This window comes from Flagellimonas onchidii (genome assembly GCF_004804315.1).
GTDB classification, from domain to species: domain Bacteria; phylum Bacteroidota; class Bacteroidia; order Flavobacteriales; family Flavobacteriaceae; genus Flagellimonas; species Flagellimonas onchidii.
This window is the reverse complement of sequence record NZ_SRXX01000024.1, coordinates 23,613-42,930: the sequence shown is the minus strand read 5'-3', so window position 1 is coordinate 42,930 and position 19,318 is coordinate 23,613. Positions and strand designations below refer to the sequence as shown.

The window sequence follows — 19,318 nt, the reverse complement described above, 5'->3', positions numbered from 1 at the left end:
AACATAGTTGTACAGATCAGCGACGGGGAGCTTACCGCGGATATCGGTGTGGCCATTACCGTTAAGAACATTGTTGAAACCCTGGCAGAAGACCCAAACTCCTTTGTGACCACTTGGGAGACCACTATGGCCAATGAAAAAATTGCTATTGGCATAGACCCTAATTACACTTATGATTTTACAGTGGATTGGGGCGATGGTACTGTGGAGCAAAGGAGTATCTCTGAAAAAAGTAATTTTATTCATATTTACGAAGATTCTGGTGTTCACACGGTAGCGATTTATGGTGATTTTCCTGCTATTAAAATGACAGGGGTTAACGTGGAATTACGTGCTAAGCTTAAGAGTATTGAACAATGGGGGGCTATTCAATGGCAATCTATGAACAGTGCATTCAGATTATGCACTAGTATGGTTTATAATGTAACAGGAGCAAATAAACCTAATATGTCCCTAGTGACCAATATGTCAAGAATGTTTCAAGATTGTACCTTATTTGACGGAAATTTAAACGATTGGAACACCGCCAATGTGATTGATATGGAGCGTATGTTTTCAGGAGCAAGTAATTTTAATGGAGATCTTAGTAATTGGAATACTGAAAAGGTAACTACTATGCAGAATATGTTTTCAGGTGCAGAGTTCTTTACCGGTCAGGGGCTTGAAACTTGGAATACCGAGAATGTGATCAACATGAGTCAAATGTTTTATAGTGCAGACAATTTTAATGGAGACCTTAGTAATTGGAATACTGAAAAGGTAACTAATATGAACACCATGTTCGCTGGTGCATATAAATTTCAAGGGAATTTAAGTGAATGGAATGTCCTAAACGTAACCGATATAGACGGGATGTTCAAAAACTCTGGAATGTCCGATGAAAACTATAGTGCCACCTTGGTAGGCTGGGCCACTTTAAATCAAGGCGAAACGCAGATACCACAGGGTTTGGACTTTTCCGATCAACAAGGAATGGGATATTGTCAAAATATTCAAGGAGTTTTAGAGGCAAGACAAGCCTTATTGGATTTAAATTGGAATATTGAAGGTGACGAGCCTGTTAACTGCCCTGATTAATAATTACAGCTCGGAAAATCATTATAATAAAAGCACCGTAGGCTTGGGTTTGCGGTGTTTCTTTTTATTCAAATCAGTGGTCAGACCTCAGCAGTCAGAAGTCAGTCGTCTGATGTCTGATGTCCAAAAAAGAACACTAGTTCTCCTTCAAAATCACATAGACAGGAAAGTGATCACTATAGCCACCCAAGTACTTTTTCCCAACAAAAGTTCTGAACGGATTGCCCTTGTATTTGCCTTTCCATTCCTTTAGAAAATGAGGTGAAAACACATTGGCCTTTTTAAAGCTATGAGTGCCTTCTTCATAATTGAGAAAACTATGGGAAATCAAAATTTGATCAAACAGACTCCATTCACCCTTATAGTTGGCACTGCCCGAATCAGGAGACAACAACTTTTGCATCGGGTTGATGAACAAACCAGTTTCCATTAATCGTTGGATACTCTCTGAGTTTGGATCATCATTAAAATCCCCCATAATAATATAATTGGGATTCTCAACCTCCAAAGTGTTCAATTTTTGTATGATGGTCTCTGCAGCTTTGATTCGTTTGTGTTGGGTTTCATCTGCACCATCCCTTCTAGAAGGCCAGTGGTTCACAAAAACATGAACCTCTTCTTGGTGCAATTGCCCATGAACATATAAAATATCCCGGGTCAAATCCCGGTCTCCGTCCTCTTCATGTATCATCAATGGTATGGTTTCAGCATCCAACACCTTAAAATGCTTTTGGTGATAAATCAGGGCGGTATCGATTCCGCGCTCATCTGGGGAATCAAAATGTACATAGGAATAATCCTCATCTCTAAGTGTTTTTGCGCCCAATAAAGCCTCGATTACTTTTTTGTTCTCCACTTCGGCTACACCAATAAGCACTGGAGGGTGCTCGCTTTCTTCCAATCCTATCTGTGCAATGGCCTTGGCCATTTTTTTTACCTTCTTTCCAAATTTGGTTTCGTTCCATGCCTTTCTTCCCTCGGGTGTAAAGTCGTCATCCAAGGTATATGGGTCATTGGTGGTATCAAAAAAGTTCTCAAGGTTATAAAAGGCAATGGTGTACCGGTCTTTTAAGATGCTCAATGTAAAATGGTTTAGTGTATTTCTAAAGGTATAAAAATCCAATGTACAAAACCGCTTCGTAAACATTGATTAGATTTGCATTTTATTTGATTCAATGTTAGAAAAGAAGGTCACCAATTATGAAAAGGCGGTGCTTATCGGGGTAATCAACCGTGAGCAGGATGAGCATAAGGTAAAGGAGTATTTGGACGAATTGGAGTTTCTTACCTACACCGCGGGTGGTGAGGTTACCAATCGTTTTATGCAACGTATGGATGTACCCAACCCAAAAACCTATATTGGAAGCGGTAAGATGGAGGAAGTGGAAAGGTTTGTGAAGAGCAATGAAATCGGTTCGGTGATTTTTGATGACGAACTTTCACCCGCACAGCAGAACAATATCGAAAAAATCCTCAAGTGCAAAATTTTGGACCGAACCAGTTTGATTCTGGACATTTTTGCCCAACGGGCCAAGACCAGTTATGCCCGTACCCAGGTAGAACTCGCCCAATACGAATATCTTTTACCTCGATTGACAGGTCTTTGGACGCACTTGGAACGACAACGTGGTGGTATTGGGATGAGGGGACCAGGGGAAACCGAGATTGAAACGGATAGACGTATTGTTCGTGACCGAATTGCCCTTTTAAAAAAGAAACTTACCAAAATTGACCGCCAGATGGAAACCCAGCGAGGTAACCGAGGGGCTTTGGTAAGGGTCGCTTTAGTTGGATACACGAATGTTGGTAAATCCACCTTAATGAATGTCATTAGCAAGAGCGACGTTTTTGCCGAGAACAAACTCTTTGCGACTTTGGATACCACGGTTCGCAAAGTTGTGATAGGAAACCTTCCCTTTTTGTTAAGTGATACGGTAGGATTTATCCGAAAACTACCCACACAATTGGTAGAAAGTTTTAAAAGTACTTTGGATGAGGTCCGTGAGGCGGACCTGTTGTTGCATGTGGTGGATATATCGCACCCTAATTTCGAGGAACACATCGCTTCAGTGAACCAAATTTTGGACGAGATCAAAAGCGCGGATAAAAAGACCATTATGGTCTTCAATAAAATTGATCAGTACCAACCTGAAACCATAGATGAAGATGATTTGGTAACGGAAAAAACGGAAGCGCATTTTACTTTGGATGAATGGAAGAAAACCTGGTACAATAAAATAGGTGACAGGGCACTATTTATTTCGGCACTGAACAAAGAAAATTTAGATGATTTTAGGGAGCGTGTATACAGCGAAGTCCGGGATATTCATGTGACCCGGTTTCCGTACAACAACTTTTTGTATCCAGAAAACCTAGATGGTTATTAAAAGCGCTTTAGACGATGTGTTTTGGTTTTCCGATGAAATACAATCGTTAACAATTTCTACCACAACTTTTTGACCGTTCACAACAAAAATTTAGGCTCTAACCACAGAAAAACTACTTTCATATTGTTTTTAAACGAAAGTGTTACGGCCAAGTCACTATAAACTTAACCTACTTATAACTTGGTTTTGAATACACCCCAAATTTCGTATTTAACCCCATAAAAAAGCCCCGGAATTCCGGGGCTTTTTTATTTTTTGAATGGTAATTTTTAGAACGAATAACTCAACCCCAAAGTCCAATACGTCTGCAACTCGTTATCGATGGTATCGAAAGTAGCATTTGGATCTGGATTGGGGGCATTGTTCACGACATAATTGAGCGTTTCTTGCTTGTTGTTACGCAGTCCAAAATCAAATCCAACACCGATGACCTTCCATAAGGTGTAAGCAAAGGAATTGGTCCATGTCCAGTTGCTCAAATCTCCACTTTCATAGCTTTGGAACATTGACAAGTTGCTCTTAAAGCTTACCGCACCAATTTGCTTGGTATAATCCGCAACAATCTTTGCACCAAGCGAAGAATTAAAAATCGTATCCTCATTACTAAACACAAAATTATAGTTCAGCGGATGTATGACAACTACTAAATCTGTAATGGGCGTCCAGGTACCACCAACACCAACATCTAAATAGCCGGGATCATTAAAATTGCTCAAAATGGTGGTTCGGTACTCTCCCATGGTCGAAACGGCAAACTTGTCGTTTAACTTATAACCATAAAGAGAGGAGATGTTGAATACATCTGTTGACTCTCGAAAACCGTCTTCATCATTGGGGTCATCTTTATCATCTAATTTCACCCAGTTTAGGTTGATGTTCATGGCGTTTCGCCAAAAGAATTTTTCCTCTTGTTGGTTGGCAAATGCATTTACTGTAAATCCAATGGTTCCAGAACTGTTGTTAGGAATTCCTTGCGAAAACCAATTGTTGAACCCTGAAAAGCTTCCGCCAATAGTTCCAAAAGCACCCACTTTCCAGCCCGGAAGGGCGTCTAACTGGGCCTGAAGGGCATTTACACGACCTTGAATGGCCGCAATGGAGTCTTTTTTGGGGGCAATATGGGCTTTTAATTCTTCTTCGGTCTGAGCCAATATCGCAACAGAGCACAAGAGCATTGCCGAAGCAAAAAGTAGTTTTTTCATAGTATGGAGTTTTGTGTTTAGAAACGCAAAAATAAAAAATGTCACTGTGAAAAAACGCCAACCGTCAATTGAAAGCAGGGTTTCGTCAATTCTGCATGTTGGCATAGCGCTTTTTTAATGTTCTTGCCCGAATAAATTTCCAAATCAATTCAAAATGAAAAAGAACACCTACTTCTCCTTTTTATTGCTCATGGTTTTATGGTTAGGTTGTGCAAAAGAGGATAATTACGAAGATCCCAATGCAACTTTAATTACTCTAAATACCACTGTTTTGGGTTTAGAAGTCAACGACACCTATATCTTGGTCGCAACGGTTACGGGCAATGGAAACCCAGGATCCGTTGTATGGAAATCCTCAGATCCACAAATAGCCACAGTAGATGATAAAGGCAAGGTAACAGCTCTTAAAGGGGGAGTTGTTTCTCTTACCGCCTCCGTTGGAAAGGCATCTGGCACCTGTACTGTTGTAATTGAACCCAATAATAACAAAGTAAAAGATTTACATAGATATCAGTAGAAGGGAAACAAAAACGCATCACCTCAAAGTGCCCATAGGTCAATTGATAATGGGCATCCGTCAATTGACCTAATCCAAACGGGGTTTTTAGATATTCCTTTGGGGTTTAACCACAAACTTAAGTCATGAAAAAAATATTGCTTTTGCCAATAGCATTTTGCTTATTGATTTTTTCTTGCGGAAAAGATAACACCCCAATAGAACTGGTAGTAGCAAAGCCAGAGATTATAATCTTCCGTCCACTGGAAGGTCGAGTTGGGGAAACTGTCTGGATAATGGGCAAGAACTTCGGCAGTACTGTAACCGACAATATCGTAAAGATTGGAAATACCGTTGCCACGGTGAAGAGCGCCAAAGGGACCGAAATCTTTATCACCGTGCCCGAAGGGGCCACCACCGGACCAATAAGCATCACCGTTGACGGTAAAACGGATACAGCTGAGACCTTTACTGTTATTGAAAGCAACTCACTCTGGAATATCCTTAAATAAATGCATAGACCCTTTCAAGGTTGAGGGTTCGAAAAATATGAACCCTGATTCGATGGTCAGGGTTTTACTTTTCTACACTCCTCCGACTGACAGTGTATGATTGTATTTTATCTATCCGTCAATCCAAAAGGGGCATCCGTCAATTGACTGGGTCTCAATAGCTTTTTTGGTTTTTCCTTTGGGGTTTAACCACAAATCTTAAGTCATGAAAAAAATAATGCTTTTGCCAATAGCATTTTGTTTATTGGTTTTTTCGTGTAGCAAGGATGAAGATCCGGCCAATCCTGAAAACGCCCCCGACATTACAAGCTTTAGTCCTACCGAAGGCCCGGTTGGTGAAACTATCTGGATAACAGGGAAAAACTTTAGCAGCACAGCAGCGGACAATACCGTAAAAATTGGAAACACGGTTGCCACGGTGACCAGCGCCAAAGAGACCGAGATCTTTATCACAGTGCCCGAAGGGGCCATTACGGGAGCCATAAGTGTAACGGTGGATGGCAAGACAGATACTGCCGGAACGTTTACGGTTACTGAAAGTACTGACCATGCTGGTATTTCCTTAAATAAAAATACCGTGGAGCTATTTACCTTGGACAGTGAAACCCTCGAAGTTTCCATTACAGGAAACGTAAATGTTGAAGATATTGTTTGGAGCTCAGATGATGAAAGTATCGCCATAGTGGATGACAACGGAAAAATTACTGGCGTAGCAGAAGGAAGCGCCCATGTTACTGCTTTTATAAGCGAAGAGGTAAGCACAAATTGTATTGTAAAAGTAAGTCCAAGTGTGTTTGCCGTAGGATATGAAGAAGTCAATGGCACGTCAGTCGCTAAATTTTGGAAAAATGGTGTGGCTACAAGTCTTACCGATGACACCAAATTTGCAGGTGCAACATCTGTGTTTGTTGACGGTATGGATATCTATGTAAGCGGTATTGAAGAAAACGACAATGAGCTCCCTTCGGCCAAAGTATGGAAAAACGGAGAACTATTATATACATTGTCTGACCCAAGCAATTATGGCAATGCCCATTCCATTTATGTATATAATGGAGATGTGTATGTAGCAGGTAGCGAAACTGACGAAGATGAGATTGCCATAGCTAAAATTTGGAAAAATGGGGAAACGTATGCTTCACTAATGGATGGTGGGGTAGGATCTCAAGCATATGGAATCTCTGTAAACGAAACGGGAGTATATACTGCCGGATTTGAAGAAAGTGAGCAACAGGAAAATGGTACACCAAAATTATGGAGAGATATGGTTCAAGAAGATTTGACCGAAGGGTTGTATCACGGGCGGGCTCAAGCATTATATGCCAACGGCTCTGATATATACATAGCAGGTTATGAAGAAGGAGAAAATGAAAATAGTGTGGCCAAAATATGGATAAATGGACAAGTCATTGATTTAACGGATGATGTTATGGATTCTGAGGCCTATTCCATATTTGTGAAGGAAGAAGATGTTTATGTTGCGGGTATAGTATATGGAAATACGGAGGATGAAGACCAAGCTGTTGTTTGGAAAAATGCCTCTCCTACTGAATATGGCATTGGGTCAGCAGCATCTTCGGTATACATTTATGATGGGGATGTTTATGTAGGAGGAAGTGTATACGAAGGAGCGATTCCCAAAGCGAGTGTTTGGAAAAATACAGAACCTATAGCACTTGAACTTACCGAGGGAGCTGAAGAATCGGCCGTACTCTCGGTTTTTGTAAAATAGTTCAACAATATTGAGAATTTAAAGGGATAAACCCTGATCGAAAAGGTCGGGGTTTTGTTTTTTTATTTCTTTTTAAACAATGGAACAGCAGAACAAGCCTCACCATACATCACACTTTTGGCAACTTCTTGGATTTTGGACATCGCCATGATGTAGGCATTTTCCGGAATGGGTTTGTTGGAACATCCTTTAATGATGATGGGTTTATCCTTGAACTGTGAAATATCCAAATCTTCCAGAATTTGTTGGTAAAGTGAGGTTTCCAAATCCTCAAGACTCCCAACAACAACTTTTCGAGCATAGGGTTGTAGTTTGGATGCGACCAACAGAAACGCCCATCCAGGAACAATGGCATCGGTAGAACAGGTCAAAGCTACATAAGCATCCTTATAGCTAGACCAATCATAACCTTCCAATGCCCCACGGAATTCCTTCTCCCTTAAAATAATGCCTTCGTAAAGCCAATCTTTAATATCCAGAACTTCTCTTCGGCCTTTTGGATACAATTCCTCTAAGTCAAAGGTGATCAGTTTGCTCTCCGCTACGCGATTTTTTATTTCAGACATAAGTTGTTCAGTTATCAGATATCAGATGTCAGAGTTTGCTTTCTAGATGTTTAATCAACCCATGAATGGTTTTTGAAATTTCATCACAAATACCATAAACTTCTTCAAACTCATCCACCTCAACATAATCTACGTCTAAAGCTAAATAGAGTTGAGATTTTACTTCATAACATGAAGCTTTAGCAACATTTAAGAAATAAATAAACTCTTTGTTTGTTTTTCTTCCATAGCCTTCAGCAATATTGGAAGAAATTGAAATGGACGCTCTTCTTACCTGATCTCTTAGTGCAAAGTCTTTCGAAAAAGCTTTTTGCTTCGTTAATCTATAAATCTCTTGGTTTAATTTTCTTGCTTTCTTCCAAGAAATAATCTGTTCAAACCCCTTATCCATGATAGTAATTACCATTTGAGATACCCGAGGTTATGATATCGCTTTCTTATTTTAGATGTCAGATTTCTGATGTCCGATATCAGAGCTCAGACATCTGATTTCTTATTTACAACAATCCCAACTCCAATTTCGCTTCCTCACTCATCAATTCCTGCGTCCAAGGAGGGTCAAAGGTTATTTCCACTTCAACGTCATTTAACTCATCAAGGGATTTCACCTTTTCCTCAACCTCAACCGGCAGGGTTTCTGCTACTGGGCAGTTTGGCGTAGTAAGGGTCATCAAGATCTTGACATCGCTGTCTTCATTCACGAACACATCATAAATCAATCCCAATTCATAAATATCCACCGGAATCTCCGGGTCATAAATGGTCTTGAGTACTCTTACGATTTTCTCTCCGAGTTCTTGTGTGTCTATGGTGATTTCTTCGCTCATTACTATTTAATTTAATTGGGTCTGATAGGCAATGGCGTACAATTTCAACTGCTTTACCATACTTACCAAACCGTTAGCGCGGGTAGGAGACAAATGCTCTTTAAGTCCGATATCATCAATAAAATCCGTATCTGCATCGATAATATCCTGTGGTTTCTGGTTGCTGAAGGCACGAATCAAGATGGCGATAATTCCTTTGGTGATAATGGCGTCACTATCTGCAGTAAAAACCAGTTTATCGTCATCAAGCTCGGCATGCACCCAAACCTTGCTCTGGCACCCTTTTATAATGTTATCCTCAGTTTTGTATTGCTCCGCTATCAACGGCAATGATTTTCCCAACTCAATCATGTATTCATACCGCTGCATCCAATCGTCGAACATGGAAAACTCATCTACAATTTCTTCCTGAATCTCTACTATGGTCATGTTTCAATTTTGTTCAAAAGTACAACTCGGGCTATTGCTAATCAAACCTTTAAGAGAAAGATAACTTCTGGCTATTGAAGCATGTTTTTGGCTCGCTTCACCCCTGCTACCAAAACATCTACCTCTTCTTTAGTGTTATAAAAGCTAAAACTGGCCCTTACCGTACCCGGGATTTCGTAAAAATCCATGATAGGTTGTGCACAATGGTGACCGGTACGCACGGCAATCCCCAATTTGTCCAAAATGGTTCCGATGTCATAGGGATGGATGCCTTCTATATTAAATGAAATGACGGAGGTCTTATGCTCAGCGGTTCCATAAATTCGCAATCCCTCAATTTCCAATAAATGTTTGGTAGCATAGCGAATCAACTCATCTTCATACTGTGCAATCGCATTAAATCCTATGGAATTCATATAATCCAATGCCGCACCAAAAGCTATGCCCCCACAAATATTCGGAGTTCCTGCCTCAAATTTATGTGGTAAATCAGCATAGGTGGTCTTTTCAAAAGTGACCTCTTCAATCATTTCACCACCACCTTGGTACGGAGGTAGCTTTTTTAACCATTCTTCTTTGCCATACAACATTCCTACTCCAGTAGGGCCACACATTTTATGAGCGGAAACTGTGTAGAAATCCACGTCTAAGGCTTGCAAATCAGGTTTGATATGGGCAGCAGCTTGTGCACCATCTATTAAAACAGCAGCTCCAACTTTGTGGGCTGCCTCAATAATTTCTTCAATAGGATTTATAGTTCCCAAAGCATTCGAAACGTGGTTGCAGAAAACCAGTTTGGTCTTTTCAGAAAGTAAGGCATGGTATTCCTCCATGACCAACTCCCCATTTTGGTTCATAGGAATTACTTTCAAAACCCCACCTGTTCTTTCACAAAGCATTTGCCACGGCACAATATTGGAGTGGTGTTCCATTGCAGACACCAAAATTTCATCTCCTTCTTTTATAAAAGAAGAAAACCCATTGGCCACCAAATTTATGCTGTGAGTGGTACCTGAAGTCAGAATAACTTCATATGGTTTTGCAATATTGAAATGTTTTTGGATTTTCCCACGCGCCGCTTCATATGCATCTGTAGCCTCTTGGGAAAGACTATGTACACCTCTATGGATATTGGCATTGTAACCATGGTAGTAATCAACAATTACATTTATCACCTGTTGGGGTGTCTGCGAAGTAGCCGCATTGTCCAAATACACCAAAGGTTGCCCATTTACCTTTCGATTTAAAATGGGAAAGTCTTTACGAATTGTTTGTATGTCCAATGTTGATTGCACCATTTTTACCAGGGATTAGTCTTTGTGTGTCGATTAACCTAGAGCTCAAACCCTACTCGAACACCCAACTTGTTGGCAATAATCTTATTGATTCTGGTCTTCAGCTCAGGAATACGAACGCTTTCCAAGACATTATTGGCAAAAGCATACATCAACAATGCGGTAGCCTCCTTTTTTGGAATCCCTCTCGATTGTAAATAGAACAAAGCATCTTCATCCAATTGCCCAATGGTACATCCGTGGGAGCATTTTACATCATCCGCAAAAATTTCCAATTGGGGTTTGGTATTGATGGTAGCCTTATCGCTAATCAAAATATTGTTGTTCTGCTGGAAGGCATTGGTTTTCTGGGCAATTTTATCCACTATGATTTTCCCGTTGAAAACACCCGTGGATTTTTCACCAAAAATTCCTTTATAATCCTGATGGCTTTCGCAGTTAGGCTGTGCATGATGTACCAAAGTATGGTGATCCACATGCTGTTTTTCGCCTAAAATGGTCACGCCCTTAAGGGTAGAATCAATACGCTCTCCATTTTGATAAAAATTTAGGTTGTTCCGTGTCAACTTTCCACCAAAAGAGAAGGTATGGACACGAACCACGCTGTTATTTTTCTGGGAGATATAGGTGTTGTCTATTAAAGAAGCATTGTCCCTATCATTTTGAACCTTATAGTAATCGACAATGGCATCCTTAGCTGCAAAGATTTCGGCAACCGAATTGGTAAAAACCTCATTTTCGGTCAAACTCTGGTGCCTTTCAATAATCTGAACCTCGGCATTTTCTTCAACAATAACCAAATTACGTGGCTGCAACATTAAAGCCGCTTCATTTCCTGTGGCAAAGTTTAGTATTTGTATCGGTTTTCTTGGAGCCTTGTTCTTCGGGATATAGATATAAGCCCCTTCTTTGCTAAAAGCAGTATTCAAAGTGGTCAAAGATTCATCCTTGGATGCCACTTTATTAAAATAAAGCTCAATAATCTGTCGATACATGGGTTTGTTGAACGCTGAGCTCATCAAACATACATCTACTCCGTCATGGGTTGTCTCAGAGAGGTATGAACTATAAACCCCATCAATAAATACAATCTTATAGGTATCTATTTCATGAAGGAAGTATTTTTTTATGTCCTTATAATCCAATGTGGTTTCCTGTTTTGGAAAAACACTGAAATCCATCTTTTGGATACTGTTCAATGAGGTGTATTTCCATGCTTCCTCCTTTTTGGAGGGAAATCCTTTAGCCTCAAAATTCTTTATGGCTTCGGAACGGATTTCATGCACAGGGTGGTTCAAGTCCACATTGTTCTCGAAAGCTATAAACGAAGAAAGTAATTTATCTTTTAAATCCATTTTTCATTGTTCAGTTGTCAGCTTCCAGTTGTCAGTTGTCAGTTTCCTGATATCTGACTTCTGAAATCTTACCTCTTTTATACTACCGTTTCCTGCTTTATCCAGTCGTATCCTTTTTCTTCCAGTTCGAGAGCCAATTCTTTTGTTCCCGACTTTACAATCTTACCATCGTGCAGTACGTGAACAAAGTCTGGGACTATGTACTCCAACAATCTCTGATAGTGGGTAATCACGATAATGGCATTGTCCTTTCCTCGTAATTTGTTTACTCCATTGGCTACAATACGAAGCGCATCAATGTCCAATCCAGAATCTGTTTCATCCAAAATGGCCAACTTGGGTTCCATCATCGCCATTTGGAAAATCTCGTTTCGTTTTTTCTCCCCACCTGAGAACCCTTCATTTAAGGAACGGGATAAAAATTTTCTATCGATTTCCAACAATTCTGATTTCTCACGAATCAATTTTAGCATTTGGTTGGCGGGCATATCCTCCAAACCTTTAGCTTTTCTAGATTCATTGATGGCGGTCTTCATAAAATTGGTTACCGTAACCCCGGGAATCTCCACTGGGTATTGGAATGAAAGGAATATACCTTGGTGCGCTCTTTCTTCGGGAGCCAATTCTTCCAAATCTTCACCATCCAAAGCTATGCTTCCCTTCTTTATCTCGAATTCTTCTTTTCCTGCTATCACTGAAGCGAGCGTACTTTTTCCCGAACCGTTTGGCCCCATAATGGCGTGTACCTCTCCTGCATTTACTTCGAGGTTAATCCCTTTCAAGATCTTTTTATCCTCAACGCTTGCGTGTAAATTTTTTATTTCTAGCATTCTTATTTTATTTTTTATCCTACAGAGCCTTCAAGGCTTATTTCCAATAATTTTTGTGCTTCTACAGCAAACTCCATAGGGAGTTTATTCAATACCTCCTTACTGAACCCGTTCACGATCAGCGCTATTGCTTTTTCGGTATCGATACCTCTTTGGTTGCAATAGAAAATCTGATCCTCACCAATTTTACTGGTTGTGGCCTCATGTTCAATTTGGGCGGTCTTATTTTTTGCTTCTATATATGGGAAAGTGTGGGCTCCACATCTATTCCCCATCAACAGGGAGTCACATTGTGAAAAGTTCCGGGCATTTTCGGCCCTACTGTTTACCTGTACCAATCCCCGATAGCTGTTTTGCGATTGTCCAGCAGAAATTCCTTTAGAAATGATGGTACTCTTGGTGTTCTTTCCTAAATGAATCATCTTAGTTCCGGTATCGGCCTGCTGAAAATTATTGGTCACCGCGATGGAATAGAATTCGCCGATTGAATTATCACCCTTCAATACACAAGATGGGTATTTCCAAGTTACCGCTGATCCGGTTTCAACCTGGGTCCAAGAAATCTTAGCGTTTTTCTCGCAGATTCCACGCTTGGTCACAAAATTGAATACTCCTCCTTTTCCTTCTTTATCGCCAGGGAACCAATTTTGAACTGTAGAATATTTGATTTCGGCATCATCTAAGGCAATTAACTCTACCACAGCGGCATGCAATTGGTTTTCATCTCGAGATGGTGCGGTGCACCCTTCCAAATAACTTACATAACTTCCTTCATCGGCAATGACAAGGGTTCTTTCAAACTGACCTGTTCCGGCTTGATTAATACGGAAGTATGTGGATAACTCCATTGGACAACGCACCCCTTTTGGAATGTAGCAAAATGATCCATCGGAAAATACTGCGGAATTTAAAGCTGCATAAAAGTTGTCCTTTTGTGGAACCACAGTTCCAATATATTTTTTGACGAGCTCAGGATGTTCTTGAATAGCCTCCGAAATGGAACAAAAGATAATCCCCTTTTCCGCAAGTGTCTTTTTAAAAGTGGTCGCCACGGAAACCGAATCCATCACGATGTCCACTGCCACTCCGGCCAATTTCTTTTGTTCATCCAAAGAGATGCCTAATTTTTTGAAAGTTTCCAGCAGTTCGGGATCTACCTCATCCAAACTGTTGTATTTGGGCTTTTTATTTGGAGCCGAATAATAAGAAATGTCCTGAAAATTTGGTTTTTCATAAGTAACATTGGCCCATTCTGGCTCTTCCATCTCCTTCCAAACCCGAAAAGCTTCCAAACGCCATTCGGTCATCCATTCTGGCTCTTGCTTTTTCTGTGAAATGGCAATAACAATATCCTCGCTTAACCCCTTGGGAAAGGTCTCAGATTCAATATCGGTATAGAAACCATACTCGTATTCCTTGGTCTCCAGTTCTTTTTTTAATTCTTCCTCTGTATAAGCCATAGTGCTCAATTGATCAATGACCAATGGTCAATTTTACAATGAAAAACTTTCTCCGCAACCGCAGGTTCTCTGTGCATTTGGGTTGTTGAAAACAAATCCTTTTCCGTTTAATCCGCCCGAATACTCCAAAGTGGTGCCAACTAGGTATAAAAAGCTCTTTTTATCAACGATAATCCTCACCGCGTTATCTTCAAAAACCTTGTCGGTTTCTGAAGCTGCTTTATCAAAATTTAACTCATAAGACAATCCACTACAACCCCCGCTCTTCACTCCTACACGAACGAAGTCCGTAGCAGCGTCAAAGCCTTCTTCTGTCATCAAAGTCACCACTTTTTGTTTGGCAGTTTCTGAAACTTTAATCATTCTTACTTGGATTTATTCTAAATAGCCTACAAATATAGGTCTTTAGTGGCGTTTTACCTCACTTCCTAACATTATAATAACGAATCTTACAATAAGGTTTCTCTATTTTTAGCGACTACTGCTCTGTTTTAAGTTGAATATTCAATCATTGAACAAAATCAATCTTTTTTAAAATGAGTAGTCAAGAATCAAATCAAGGTCTTATTCAGTTAACTAGTGTGCAATCTTTTGAAAAAACCTATCAACTCGTACGGGATGTGTTGGAAAACAATCCGAAAATTGGAATACTTGCTGAAGTTGACCACAGCAGTAATGCTAAAAGGGTAGGTTTAAAGCTTCCAAAAACTAAACTGATTCTATTTGGAAACCCAAATCTTGGAACTCCTTTAATGCAGTCGTCGAGGACTATCGCAATTGACCTGCCTCAAAAAATATTGGTTTGGGAAGATACAGAAGGAAAGGTTTTTCTAACCTATAATGACCCTAACTATCTATTGAAACGACATCATATTACCAATAAGGATGACATTGCGGAATTGGTATCCAAAGCACTATCAAGTATAAGCCAAAAGGCGACCCAGTAGCAATTATTTGATTTTGATGACCACAAGGTCGGTCAACCCTTTGGATTGGAGTTCGGGAAAGTCATTACTGGCTGTTTCACCCACTAAAATTAGGCTTCCTTCGTCGTTTTGAATGGCATCAAACCCAAAATCAATGCCTGACCCTCCAAATGTTTTTTGATATTCAGCATTTCCCTGGGCATCTGTTTTGATAATCCAAAGGTCGTTTTCACCTAGATTTTCGGCAACATCAACATCGATACTTTTAGAATTCCCAGCAATGACAAAGCCGCCATCTGCTGTCAGATTAACCCCTCTGGCTGCATCGAACAATGTGCCACCATAGTTCTTTTCCCAAATCAGATTTCCATTGTCATCAATTTTGATGAGCCAAACATCCGACTCGCCATTGTTTTTTGTAATATCAGTATCGGTGCTGAAGGTATTTCCAACAATCACATAAGCATTGTCATTGGTTTTGGCAATGTCATATGCTTTGTCAATTCCCGTTCCTCCAAAAGATTTCTGCCATTGAAGCACACCCGAAGCGCTTACTTTAAGCGCCCAGAAATCATAACTCCCTTTAGGGTCAGTAATGTCAAAATCGTCGCTTTCCGAAGAACCTGCAAGAACAAACCCCCCATCATCGGATTGAACCACTCCATACGAACGGTCATTGTTTGTGCCTCCAAAATATCTTCGCCATTGCAGATTGCCGTTTGCATCCAATTTTGTTCCCCAAAACTCCCCAACACCGTGCCGAGTCAGGTAACTTCCTTTACCCGTGTTTCCTTCTCCACCGGAAGAGGTTACATCCAAAAAGCCGGAAAAGAAAAATCCACCATCATCGGTCTGCACCACATCATAGGAATGGTCATGTCCCGAAAAGCCAAAACTCTTTTCCCAAAGGATGTTGCCATTGGCATCTAACCGCAAAATCCAATTATCATGAAAGCCTTCATTATTGCTTCCATCACCGTCATCACTCATCGCATATCCTACGATTGCATATCCTCCATCCTTGGTTTGGACAACAGACTGCCCACGATCATCCTTACTTCCTCCGTAGGTTTTGTTCCATATTAAATTGCCCTCGGTATCCAGTTTCAGCAACCAATAGTCATTTACGTTTGTGGTCTTTCCAACGATATCCCCATCCATACTGTTACTGAACCCTAAAACTGCATACCCCCCATCTGCTGTTTGAATGACTGATTGAGCAGTGTCTTCCCCTGAGCCGCCATAGTTTTTGACCCAATCCACTTCTCCCAAGAAGGTGATAGGCTCCATCATATCTTGATCCTTGTCATTTGAGCATGAAAGGACAACAACAGATAGCAGAAACCTCAATATATGCTTCATAAAAGATTTGGTTAATTTGATTTTTGCACTACGAACAATCCCGAGTTGATATCGTTTATGATAATCTTACCGCTGCTAAAAAATGGATACACGCTCCAAACCCCATTGAAGCTGGCCGTGTTGTTTGATGGGTAAGTGTCAAAGAAAGCTTTTTCAGTAATGTTTTGGTTTTCAATATCCGAAATATCCAAGACCCTCATCCCAGCTGTATAGTTTGCAAGAAAAAACTCATCGCCAACCACATAGCCATTATGATCTATTGCTGCTGTGGGGCCAGTGTACGTGGTATGCAATTGCGGGGCGTCCAAATCGGTCATATCAAAAATCAAGGTTCGAGAATTAAATCCAAAGTCGGTCTCATCCAATTCATCTCCAAGTATAAAGTACCTGTGGTCATCGGTGAACCATCCTTGGTGGGTATACCCTATATTGCTGTAATTTATAGTACTGATTTGACTAGGGTTAGACTTATCTGTAATATCCACGACGGCTATCAGGTTTTCATTCGCTCCGATGAAAATTTCACTCCCCGTATAATCAGTATCAGGCCCATTATACGTTACGACTTGAGCATCATGTGTATAACCATTGGTTCCATATCCCCCAACACCATTAGGACTCGTGGGGTTTTGAATATCCACAAAATGAACTCCTCCGTTGAAAGCATCGTTTCTAGCAGTTCCCACAGGGTATGCAAATCCTACTGATTCGTTCACCACCACATTATGTGCATTTCCAATTCCTGTATAGCGAGCATCCGCAGTAAACTCTTGTGGCGGATTGGTGACATTTCTCAATCTTTTCAAATCAAAAATTTGCATGCCATGACCAGCAGCTTCTGAGACTATCAAAGCAAAATCTCCATATACTTTAACATCTCTCCATCCACTGGGCACAGTAGCCGTTGGCAATTTGCCAAGGTAAACTGGGTTTTCTTCATCAGTGATGTCAACAAAAGCGGTTCCATTATCAAGGCCAACAACAGCATATTCGTTATTGGTTGAGGAGTCAGTCCAACCCCAAATATCATTTCCTCCATCAGCCGCGAACGAGGTTAAATCCATTTGAAATAAAAGATCATATCCATCGCAAGGGTAAATGGCCGCCATTCCACTTTCACATGGAGTAGCTCCTCGGGCAACTTCTCCCGTTCCTATGTCTTGGCCTTGGTTGCCATTACTATTTCCTGGATTATTACCGTCACCATTATCGCTGGAGCATCCAAAAGCTATGAACACCACAAGAACTATTTGAAGAACAACTCTTGGCATATGATAGCAATTTTAAGTTTTAACTAAAGATACAACTTATAATTATCCTAGCTATTTTTGCGGAATGTTAGAAGATAAAAGTCCGCAACGGACTTCCTTGGAAAATTTGGGGGAATTTGGATTGATCAAACACCTGACCCAGCATTTTGAGTTGAAACATGAATCCTCAGTGCATGGCATAGGAGACGATGCCGCTATTTTGGATTTTGGCGAAAAAAAAACTGTGGTGTCCACAGATCTACTGGTGGAGGGTGTGCATTTCGATTTAAGCTATATGCCTTTAAAGCATTTGGGATATAAATCGGTTGTTGTAAATCTTTCGGACATATATGCAATGAATGCAAAAGCTACCCAGATTACGGTTTCGATTGCGGTCTCCAACAGATTTCCCTTAGAGGCTCTAGAAGAATTTTATGCCGGAATGGCTTTGGCCTGTAAAATGTACAATGTGGATTTGGTCGGCGGGGATACTACCTCCTCAACCAAAGGGATGCTGATTAGCGTTACGGCCATTGGAGTGGCTGAGAAAGATGAAATAGTAATGAGAAGTGGTGCAAAAACCAATGATCTTTTGGTGGTGACCGGTGATTTGGGTGGTGCTTATTTGGGACTTCAAGTTTTGGAACGGGAAAAAGAAGTTTTTAAAGTGAATCCTAACAGCCAACCAGACCTTGAACCTTATTCCTATATCGTGGAAAGGCAACTGAAGCCTGAAGCCCGAAAAGATATTGTGGAACTTCTTGAAAAATTGGAAGTGAAACCTTCAGCTATGATTGATATAAGTGATGGGCTTTCTTCCGAAATTTTGCATTTATGCGAACAAAGTTCAGTGGGTTGCAATCTGTTCGAAGACAAAATCCCGTTAGACCCCACGGTAATTTCGACTTCAGAAGAATTTAAAATGGATTCCACAACCATTGCTCTTAGTGGTGGTGAGGACTATGAACTATTATTTACTATAGATCAGGCAGATTATCCAAAAATCAAGGCCAACCCTAATTTAACGGTTATTGGGCACATGGTTGACAAGCAGGAAGGCGCCCACTTAATAACAAGGGGAGATACAAAAATTGGGTTGACGGCGCAGGGCTGGAATTCGTTTTCAGAATAAAACAAAATCCCGAAAACAAGAGCTTTCTTCCTAAACGGTCTTGGGGCACTGGACTGAATAGAGCTAGCAGCTTCTTAATCTCCGGGATAATCTTAAATATCGTTTAAGGGAATACAAGAAACGAGTTAGGCTACATGTTGTACTTGTCTGCCTCGTCTTTTTCTGTACATATCCTCCAAAGTACTGTTAATGTCACGCCTTTGAGGTGTCAGTGCTGAGAGTTTTCCACTTACATCGGTGGTAACCTGTTTTTGACAATGAACACATTTGTATTCCTTAATGTGTTTGGTCACCTTTTTTGATACTACGTAGTGATGCCCGAACAAGTTACAGAAGAAAGAAGAGAATTTGTTGCCATGGGGAGTAGTGGTTGTTTTCATAAGCCGGTGTTGTTTGGATGGAGCATTGGTACGATTTGGGGATCGATAATGCCTAAAATTTTGTAATTCTACTTTATAATTTTTAATATTTACATTTAGA

At 40.5% G+C, this 19,318-nt stretch carries 21 protein-coding genes; 7 read left to right on the top strand and 14 right to left on the bottom strand.

Annotation, left to right across the window (positions count from 1 at the left end; genetic code table 11):
* Positions 1 to 1,077, top strand: a 1,077-nt coding sequence (locus E4661_RS17675) for a BspA family leucine-rich repeat surface protein (RefSeq protein ID WP_136468799.1), incomplete at its 5' end; no start/stop codon positions are given.
* Between the two features lie 136 nt (positions 1,078 to 1,213).
* Here the strand turns inward: E4661_RS17675 and E4661_RS17670 are convergent.
* On the bottom strand, positions 1,214 to 2,158 hold the full coding sequence (locus E4661_RS17670) for an endonuclease/exonuclease/phosphatase family protein (protein ID WP_136468798.1): 945 nt from the start codon (positions 2,156 to 2,158) through the stop codon (positions 1,214 to 1,216).
* 94 nt (positions 2,159 to 2,252) lie between these two features.
* Between E4661_RS17670 and hflX the strand changes: the two genes are divergently transcribed.
* Positions 2,253 to 3,464: a GTPase HflX gene (hflX, locus tag E4661_RS17665; RefSeq protein WP_136468797.1), complete on the top strand. Its 1,212-nt coding sequence runs from the start codon at positions 2,253 to 2,255 to the stop codon at positions 3,462 to 3,464.
* Between the two features lie 269 nt (positions 3,465 to 3,733).
* Here hflX and E4661_RS17660 read toward each other — a convergent pair whose 3' ends face one another.
* Positions 3,734 to 4,666, bottom strand: coding sequence for a DUF3078 domain-containing protein (locus E4661_RS17660; RefSeq protein ID WP_136468796.1), 933 nt, complete (start codon positions 4,664 to 4,666; stop codon positions 3,734 to 3,736).
* 154 nt (positions 4,667 to 4,820) lie between these two features.
* On the opposite strand from E4661_RS17660, the gene E4661_RS17655 reads away from it, so the two are divergent.
* The 3 genes from E4661_RS17655 (at position 4,821) to E4661_RS17645 (ending at position 7,406) form a co-directional block, all read left to right on the top strand.
* Positions 4,821 to 5,183, top strand: a complete 363-nt coding sequence (locus tag E4661_RS17655) for an Ig-like domain-containing protein (RefSeq protein ID WP_136468795.1) — start codon at positions 4,821 to 4,823, stop codon at positions 5,181 to 5,183.
* Between the two features lie 125 nt (positions 5,184 to 5,308).
* Positions 5,309 to 5,674: an IPT/TIG domain-containing protein gene (locus E4661_RS17650; protein WP_136468794.1), complete on the top strand. Its 366-nt coding sequence runs from the start codon at positions 5,309 to 5,311 to the stop codon at positions 5,672 to 5,674.
* Between the two features lie 205 nt (positions 5,675 to 5,879).
* A complete protein-coding gene (locus tag E4661_RS17645; protein WP_136468793.1) occupies positions 5,880 to 7,406 on the top strand; it encodes an IPT/TIG domain-containing protein in 1,527 nt (508 codons plus the stop codon).
* A gap of 62 nt (positions 7,407 to 7,468) precedes the next feature.
* On the opposite strand, the gene E4661_RS17640 is transcribed toward E4661_RS17645, so the two are convergent.
* From E4661_RS17640 to E4661_RS17600, 9 genes are all read right to left on the bottom strand, one after another.
* The gene (locus tag E4661_RS17640; RefSeq protein WP_136468792.1) at positions 7,469 to 7,972 is read right to left on the bottom strand and encodes a DUF2480 family protein; all 504 of its coding nucleotides are present in this window, start codon (positions 7,970 to 7,972) and stop codon (positions 7,469 to 7,471) included.
* A gap of 28 nt (positions 7,973 to 8,000) precedes the next feature.
* Positions 8,001 to 8,378 (bottom strand): four helix bundle protein, encoded by a 378-nt coding sequence (locus E4661_RS17635; protein ID WP_168796418.1) that lies wholly within the window; start codon positions 8,376 to 8,378, stop codon positions 8,001 to 8,003.
* A 91-nt stretch (positions 8,379 to 8,469) separates the two neighbouring features.
* Positions 8,470 to 8,799, bottom strand: a complete 330-nt coding sequence (locus E4661_RS17630) for a DUF59 domain-containing protein (protein ID WP_136468790.1) — start codon at positions 8,797 to 8,799, stop codon at positions 8,470 to 8,472.
* 6 nt (positions 8,800 to 8,805) lie between these two features.
* On the bottom strand, positions 8,806 to 9,228 hold the full coding sequence (locus E4661_RS17625) for a SufE family protein (RefSeq protein ID WP_136468789.1): 423 nt from the start codon (positions 9,226 to 9,228) through the stop codon (positions 8,806 to 8,808).
* Positions 9,229 to 9,299: 71 nt separating this feature from the next.
* Positions 9,300 to 10,526, bottom strand: a complete 1,227-nt coding sequence (locus tag E4661_RS17620; protein WP_136468788.1) for an aminotransferase class V-fold PLP-dependent enzyme — start codon at positions 10,524 to 10,526, stop codon at positions 9,300 to 9,302.
* A 35-nt stretch (positions 10,527 to 10,561) separates the two neighbouring features.
* Positions 10,562 to 11,878, bottom strand: coding sequence for a Fe-S cluster assembly protein SufD (gene sufD / locus E4661_RS17615; protein ID WP_136468787.1), 1,317 nt, complete (start codon positions 11,876 to 11,878; stop codon positions 10,562 to 10,564).
* A gap of 77 nt (positions 11,879 to 11,955) precedes the next feature.
* Positions 11,956 to 12,708, bottom strand: a complete 753-nt coding sequence (gene sufC, locus E4661_RS17610) for a Fe-S cluster assembly ATPase SufC (RefSeq protein ID WP_136468786.1) — start codon at positions 12,706 to 12,708, stop codon at positions 11,956 to 11,958.
* 14 nt (positions 12,709 to 12,722) lie between these two features.
* Entirely contained in the window at positions 12,723 to 14,168 is a 1,446-nt protein-coding gene (sufB, locus tag E4661_RS17605) for a Fe-S cluster assembly protein SufB (protein WP_136468785.1), read from the bottom strand.
* A 33-nt stretch (positions 14,169 to 14,201) separates the two neighbouring features.
* On the bottom strand, positions 14,202 to 14,531 hold the full coding sequence (locus E4661_RS17600; RefSeq protein ID WP_136468784.1) for a HesB/IscA family protein: 330 nt from the start codon (positions 14,529 to 14,531) through the stop codon (positions 14,202 to 14,204).
* A gap of 173 nt (positions 14,532 to 14,704) precedes the next feature.
* Here E4661_RS17600 and E4661_RS17595 point away from each other — a divergent pair, with 173 nt between their 5' ends.
* Entirely contained in the window at positions 14,705 to 15,115 is a 411-nt protein-coding gene (locus E4661_RS17595; protein WP_136468783.1) for a DUF302 domain-containing protein, read from the top strand.
* 3 nt (positions 15,116 to 15,118) lie between these two features.
* Here the strand turns inward: E4661_RS17595 and E4661_RS17590 are convergent, their stop codons facing one another.
* Together E4661_RS17590 and E4661_RS17585 are read right to left on the bottom strand one after the other, a co-directional pair.
* Positions 15,119 to 16,456 carry a hypothetical protein gene (locus tag E4661_RS17590; protein WP_136468782.1) on the bottom strand — a complete coding sequence of 446 codons (1,338 nt, stop codon included), beginning with the start codon at positions 16,454 to 16,456 and terminating at the stop codon, positions 15,119 to 15,121.
* Between the two features lie 11 nt (positions 16,457 to 16,467).
* Entirely contained in the window at positions 16,468 to 17,727 is a 1,260-nt protein-coding gene (locus tag E4661_RS17585) for a choice-of-anchor B family protein (RefSeq protein ID WP_136468781.1), read from the bottom strand.
* Positions 17,728 to 17,791: 64 nt separating this feature from the next.
* Here E4661_RS17585 and thiL point away from each other — a divergent pair, with 64 nt between their 5' ends.
* Positions 17,792 to 18,838 carry a thiamine-phosphate kinase gene (thiL, locus tag E4661_RS17580; protein ID WP_136468780.1) on the top strand — a complete coding sequence of 349 codons (1,047 nt, stop codon included), beginning with the start codon at positions 17,792 to 17,794 and terminating at the stop codon, positions 18,836 to 18,838.
* Between the two features lie 125 nt (positions 18,839 to 18,963).
* Here thiL and E4661_RS17575 read toward each other — a convergent pair whose 3' ends face one another.
* Complete coding sequence (locus tag E4661_RS17575; RefSeq protein ID WP_136468779.1) at positions 18,964 to 19,218, bottom strand: hypothetical protein; 255 nt, start codon at positions 19,216 to 19,218, stop codon at positions 18,964 to 18,966.
* Positions 19,219 to 19,318 lie beyond the last annotated feature (100 nt).

Coding starts and splice junctions, on each gene's coding strand:
- E4661_RS17655 (WP_136468795.1), top strand. CDS start 4,821: ATGAAAAAGAACACCTACTTCTCCTTTTTATTGCTCATGGTTTTATGG.
- E4661_RS17635 (WP_168796418.1), bottom strand. CDS start 8,378: ATGGTAATTACTATCATGGATAAGGGGTTTGAACAGATTATTTCTTGG.
- E4661_RS17575 (WP_136468779.1), bottom strand. CDS start 19,218: ATGAAAACAACCACTACTCCCCATGGCAACAAATTCTCTTCTTTCTTC.
- E4661_RS17640 (WP_136468792.1), bottom strand. CDS start 7,972: ATGTCTGAAATAAAAAATCGCGTAGCGGAGAGCAAACTGATCACCTTT.
- E4661_RS17650 (WP_136468794.1), top strand. CDS start 5,309: ATGAAAAAAATATTGCTTTTGCCAATAGCATTTTGCTTATTGATTTTT.
- E4661_RS17645 (WP_136468793.1), top strand. CDS start 5,880: ATGAAAAAAATAATGCTTTTGCCAATAGCATTTTGTTTATTGGTTTTT.
- E4661_RS17625 (WP_136468789.1), bottom strand. CDS start 9,228: ATGACCATAGTAGAGATTCAGGAAGAAATTGTAGATGAGTTTTCCATG.
- E4661_RS17585 (WP_136468781.1), bottom strand. CDS start 17,727: ATGCCAAGAGTTGTTCTTCAAATAGTTCTTGTGGTGTTCATAGCTTTT.
- sufB (WP_136468785.1), bottom strand. CDS start 14,168: ATGGCTTATACAGAGGAAGAATTAAAAAAAGAACTGGAGACCAAGGAA.
- E4661_RS17660 (WP_136468796.1), bottom strand. CDS start 4,666: ATGAAAAAACTACTTTTTGCTTCGGCAATGCTCTTGTGCTCTGTTGCG.
- thiL (WP_136468780.1), top strand. CDS start 17,792: ATGTTAGAAGATAAAAGTCCGCAACGGACTTCCTTGGAAAATTTGGGG.
- E4661_RS17630 (WP_136468790.1), bottom strand. CDS start 8,799: ATGAGCGAAGAAATCACCATAGACACACAAGAACTCGGAGAGAAAATC.
- E4661_RS17620 (WP_136468788.1), bottom strand. CDS start 10,526: ATGGTGCAATCAACATTGGACATACAAACAATTCGTAAAGACTTTCCC.
- E4661_RS17595 (WP_136468783.1), top strand. CDS start 14,705: ATGAGTAGTCAAGAATCAAATCAAGGTCTTATTCAGTTAACTAGTGTG.
- E4661_RS17590 (WP_136468782.1), bottom strand. CDS start 16,456: ATGAAGCATATATTGAGGTTTCTGCTATCTGTTGTTGTCCTTTCATGC.
- sufC (WP_136468786.1), bottom strand. CDS start 12,708: ATGCTAGAAATAAAAAATTTACACGCAAGCGTTGAGGATAAAAAGATC.
- hflX (WP_136468797.1), top strand. CDS start 2,253: ATGTTAGAAAAGAAGGTCACCAATTATGAAAAGGCGGTGCTTATCGGG.
- sufD (WP_136468787.1), bottom strand. CDS start 11,878: ATGGATTTAAAAGATAAATTACTTTCTTCGTTTATAGCTTTCGAGAAC.
- E4661_RS17600 (WP_136468784.1), bottom strand. CDS start 14,531: ATGATTAAAGTTTCAGAAACTGCCAAACAAAAAGTGGTGACTTTGATG.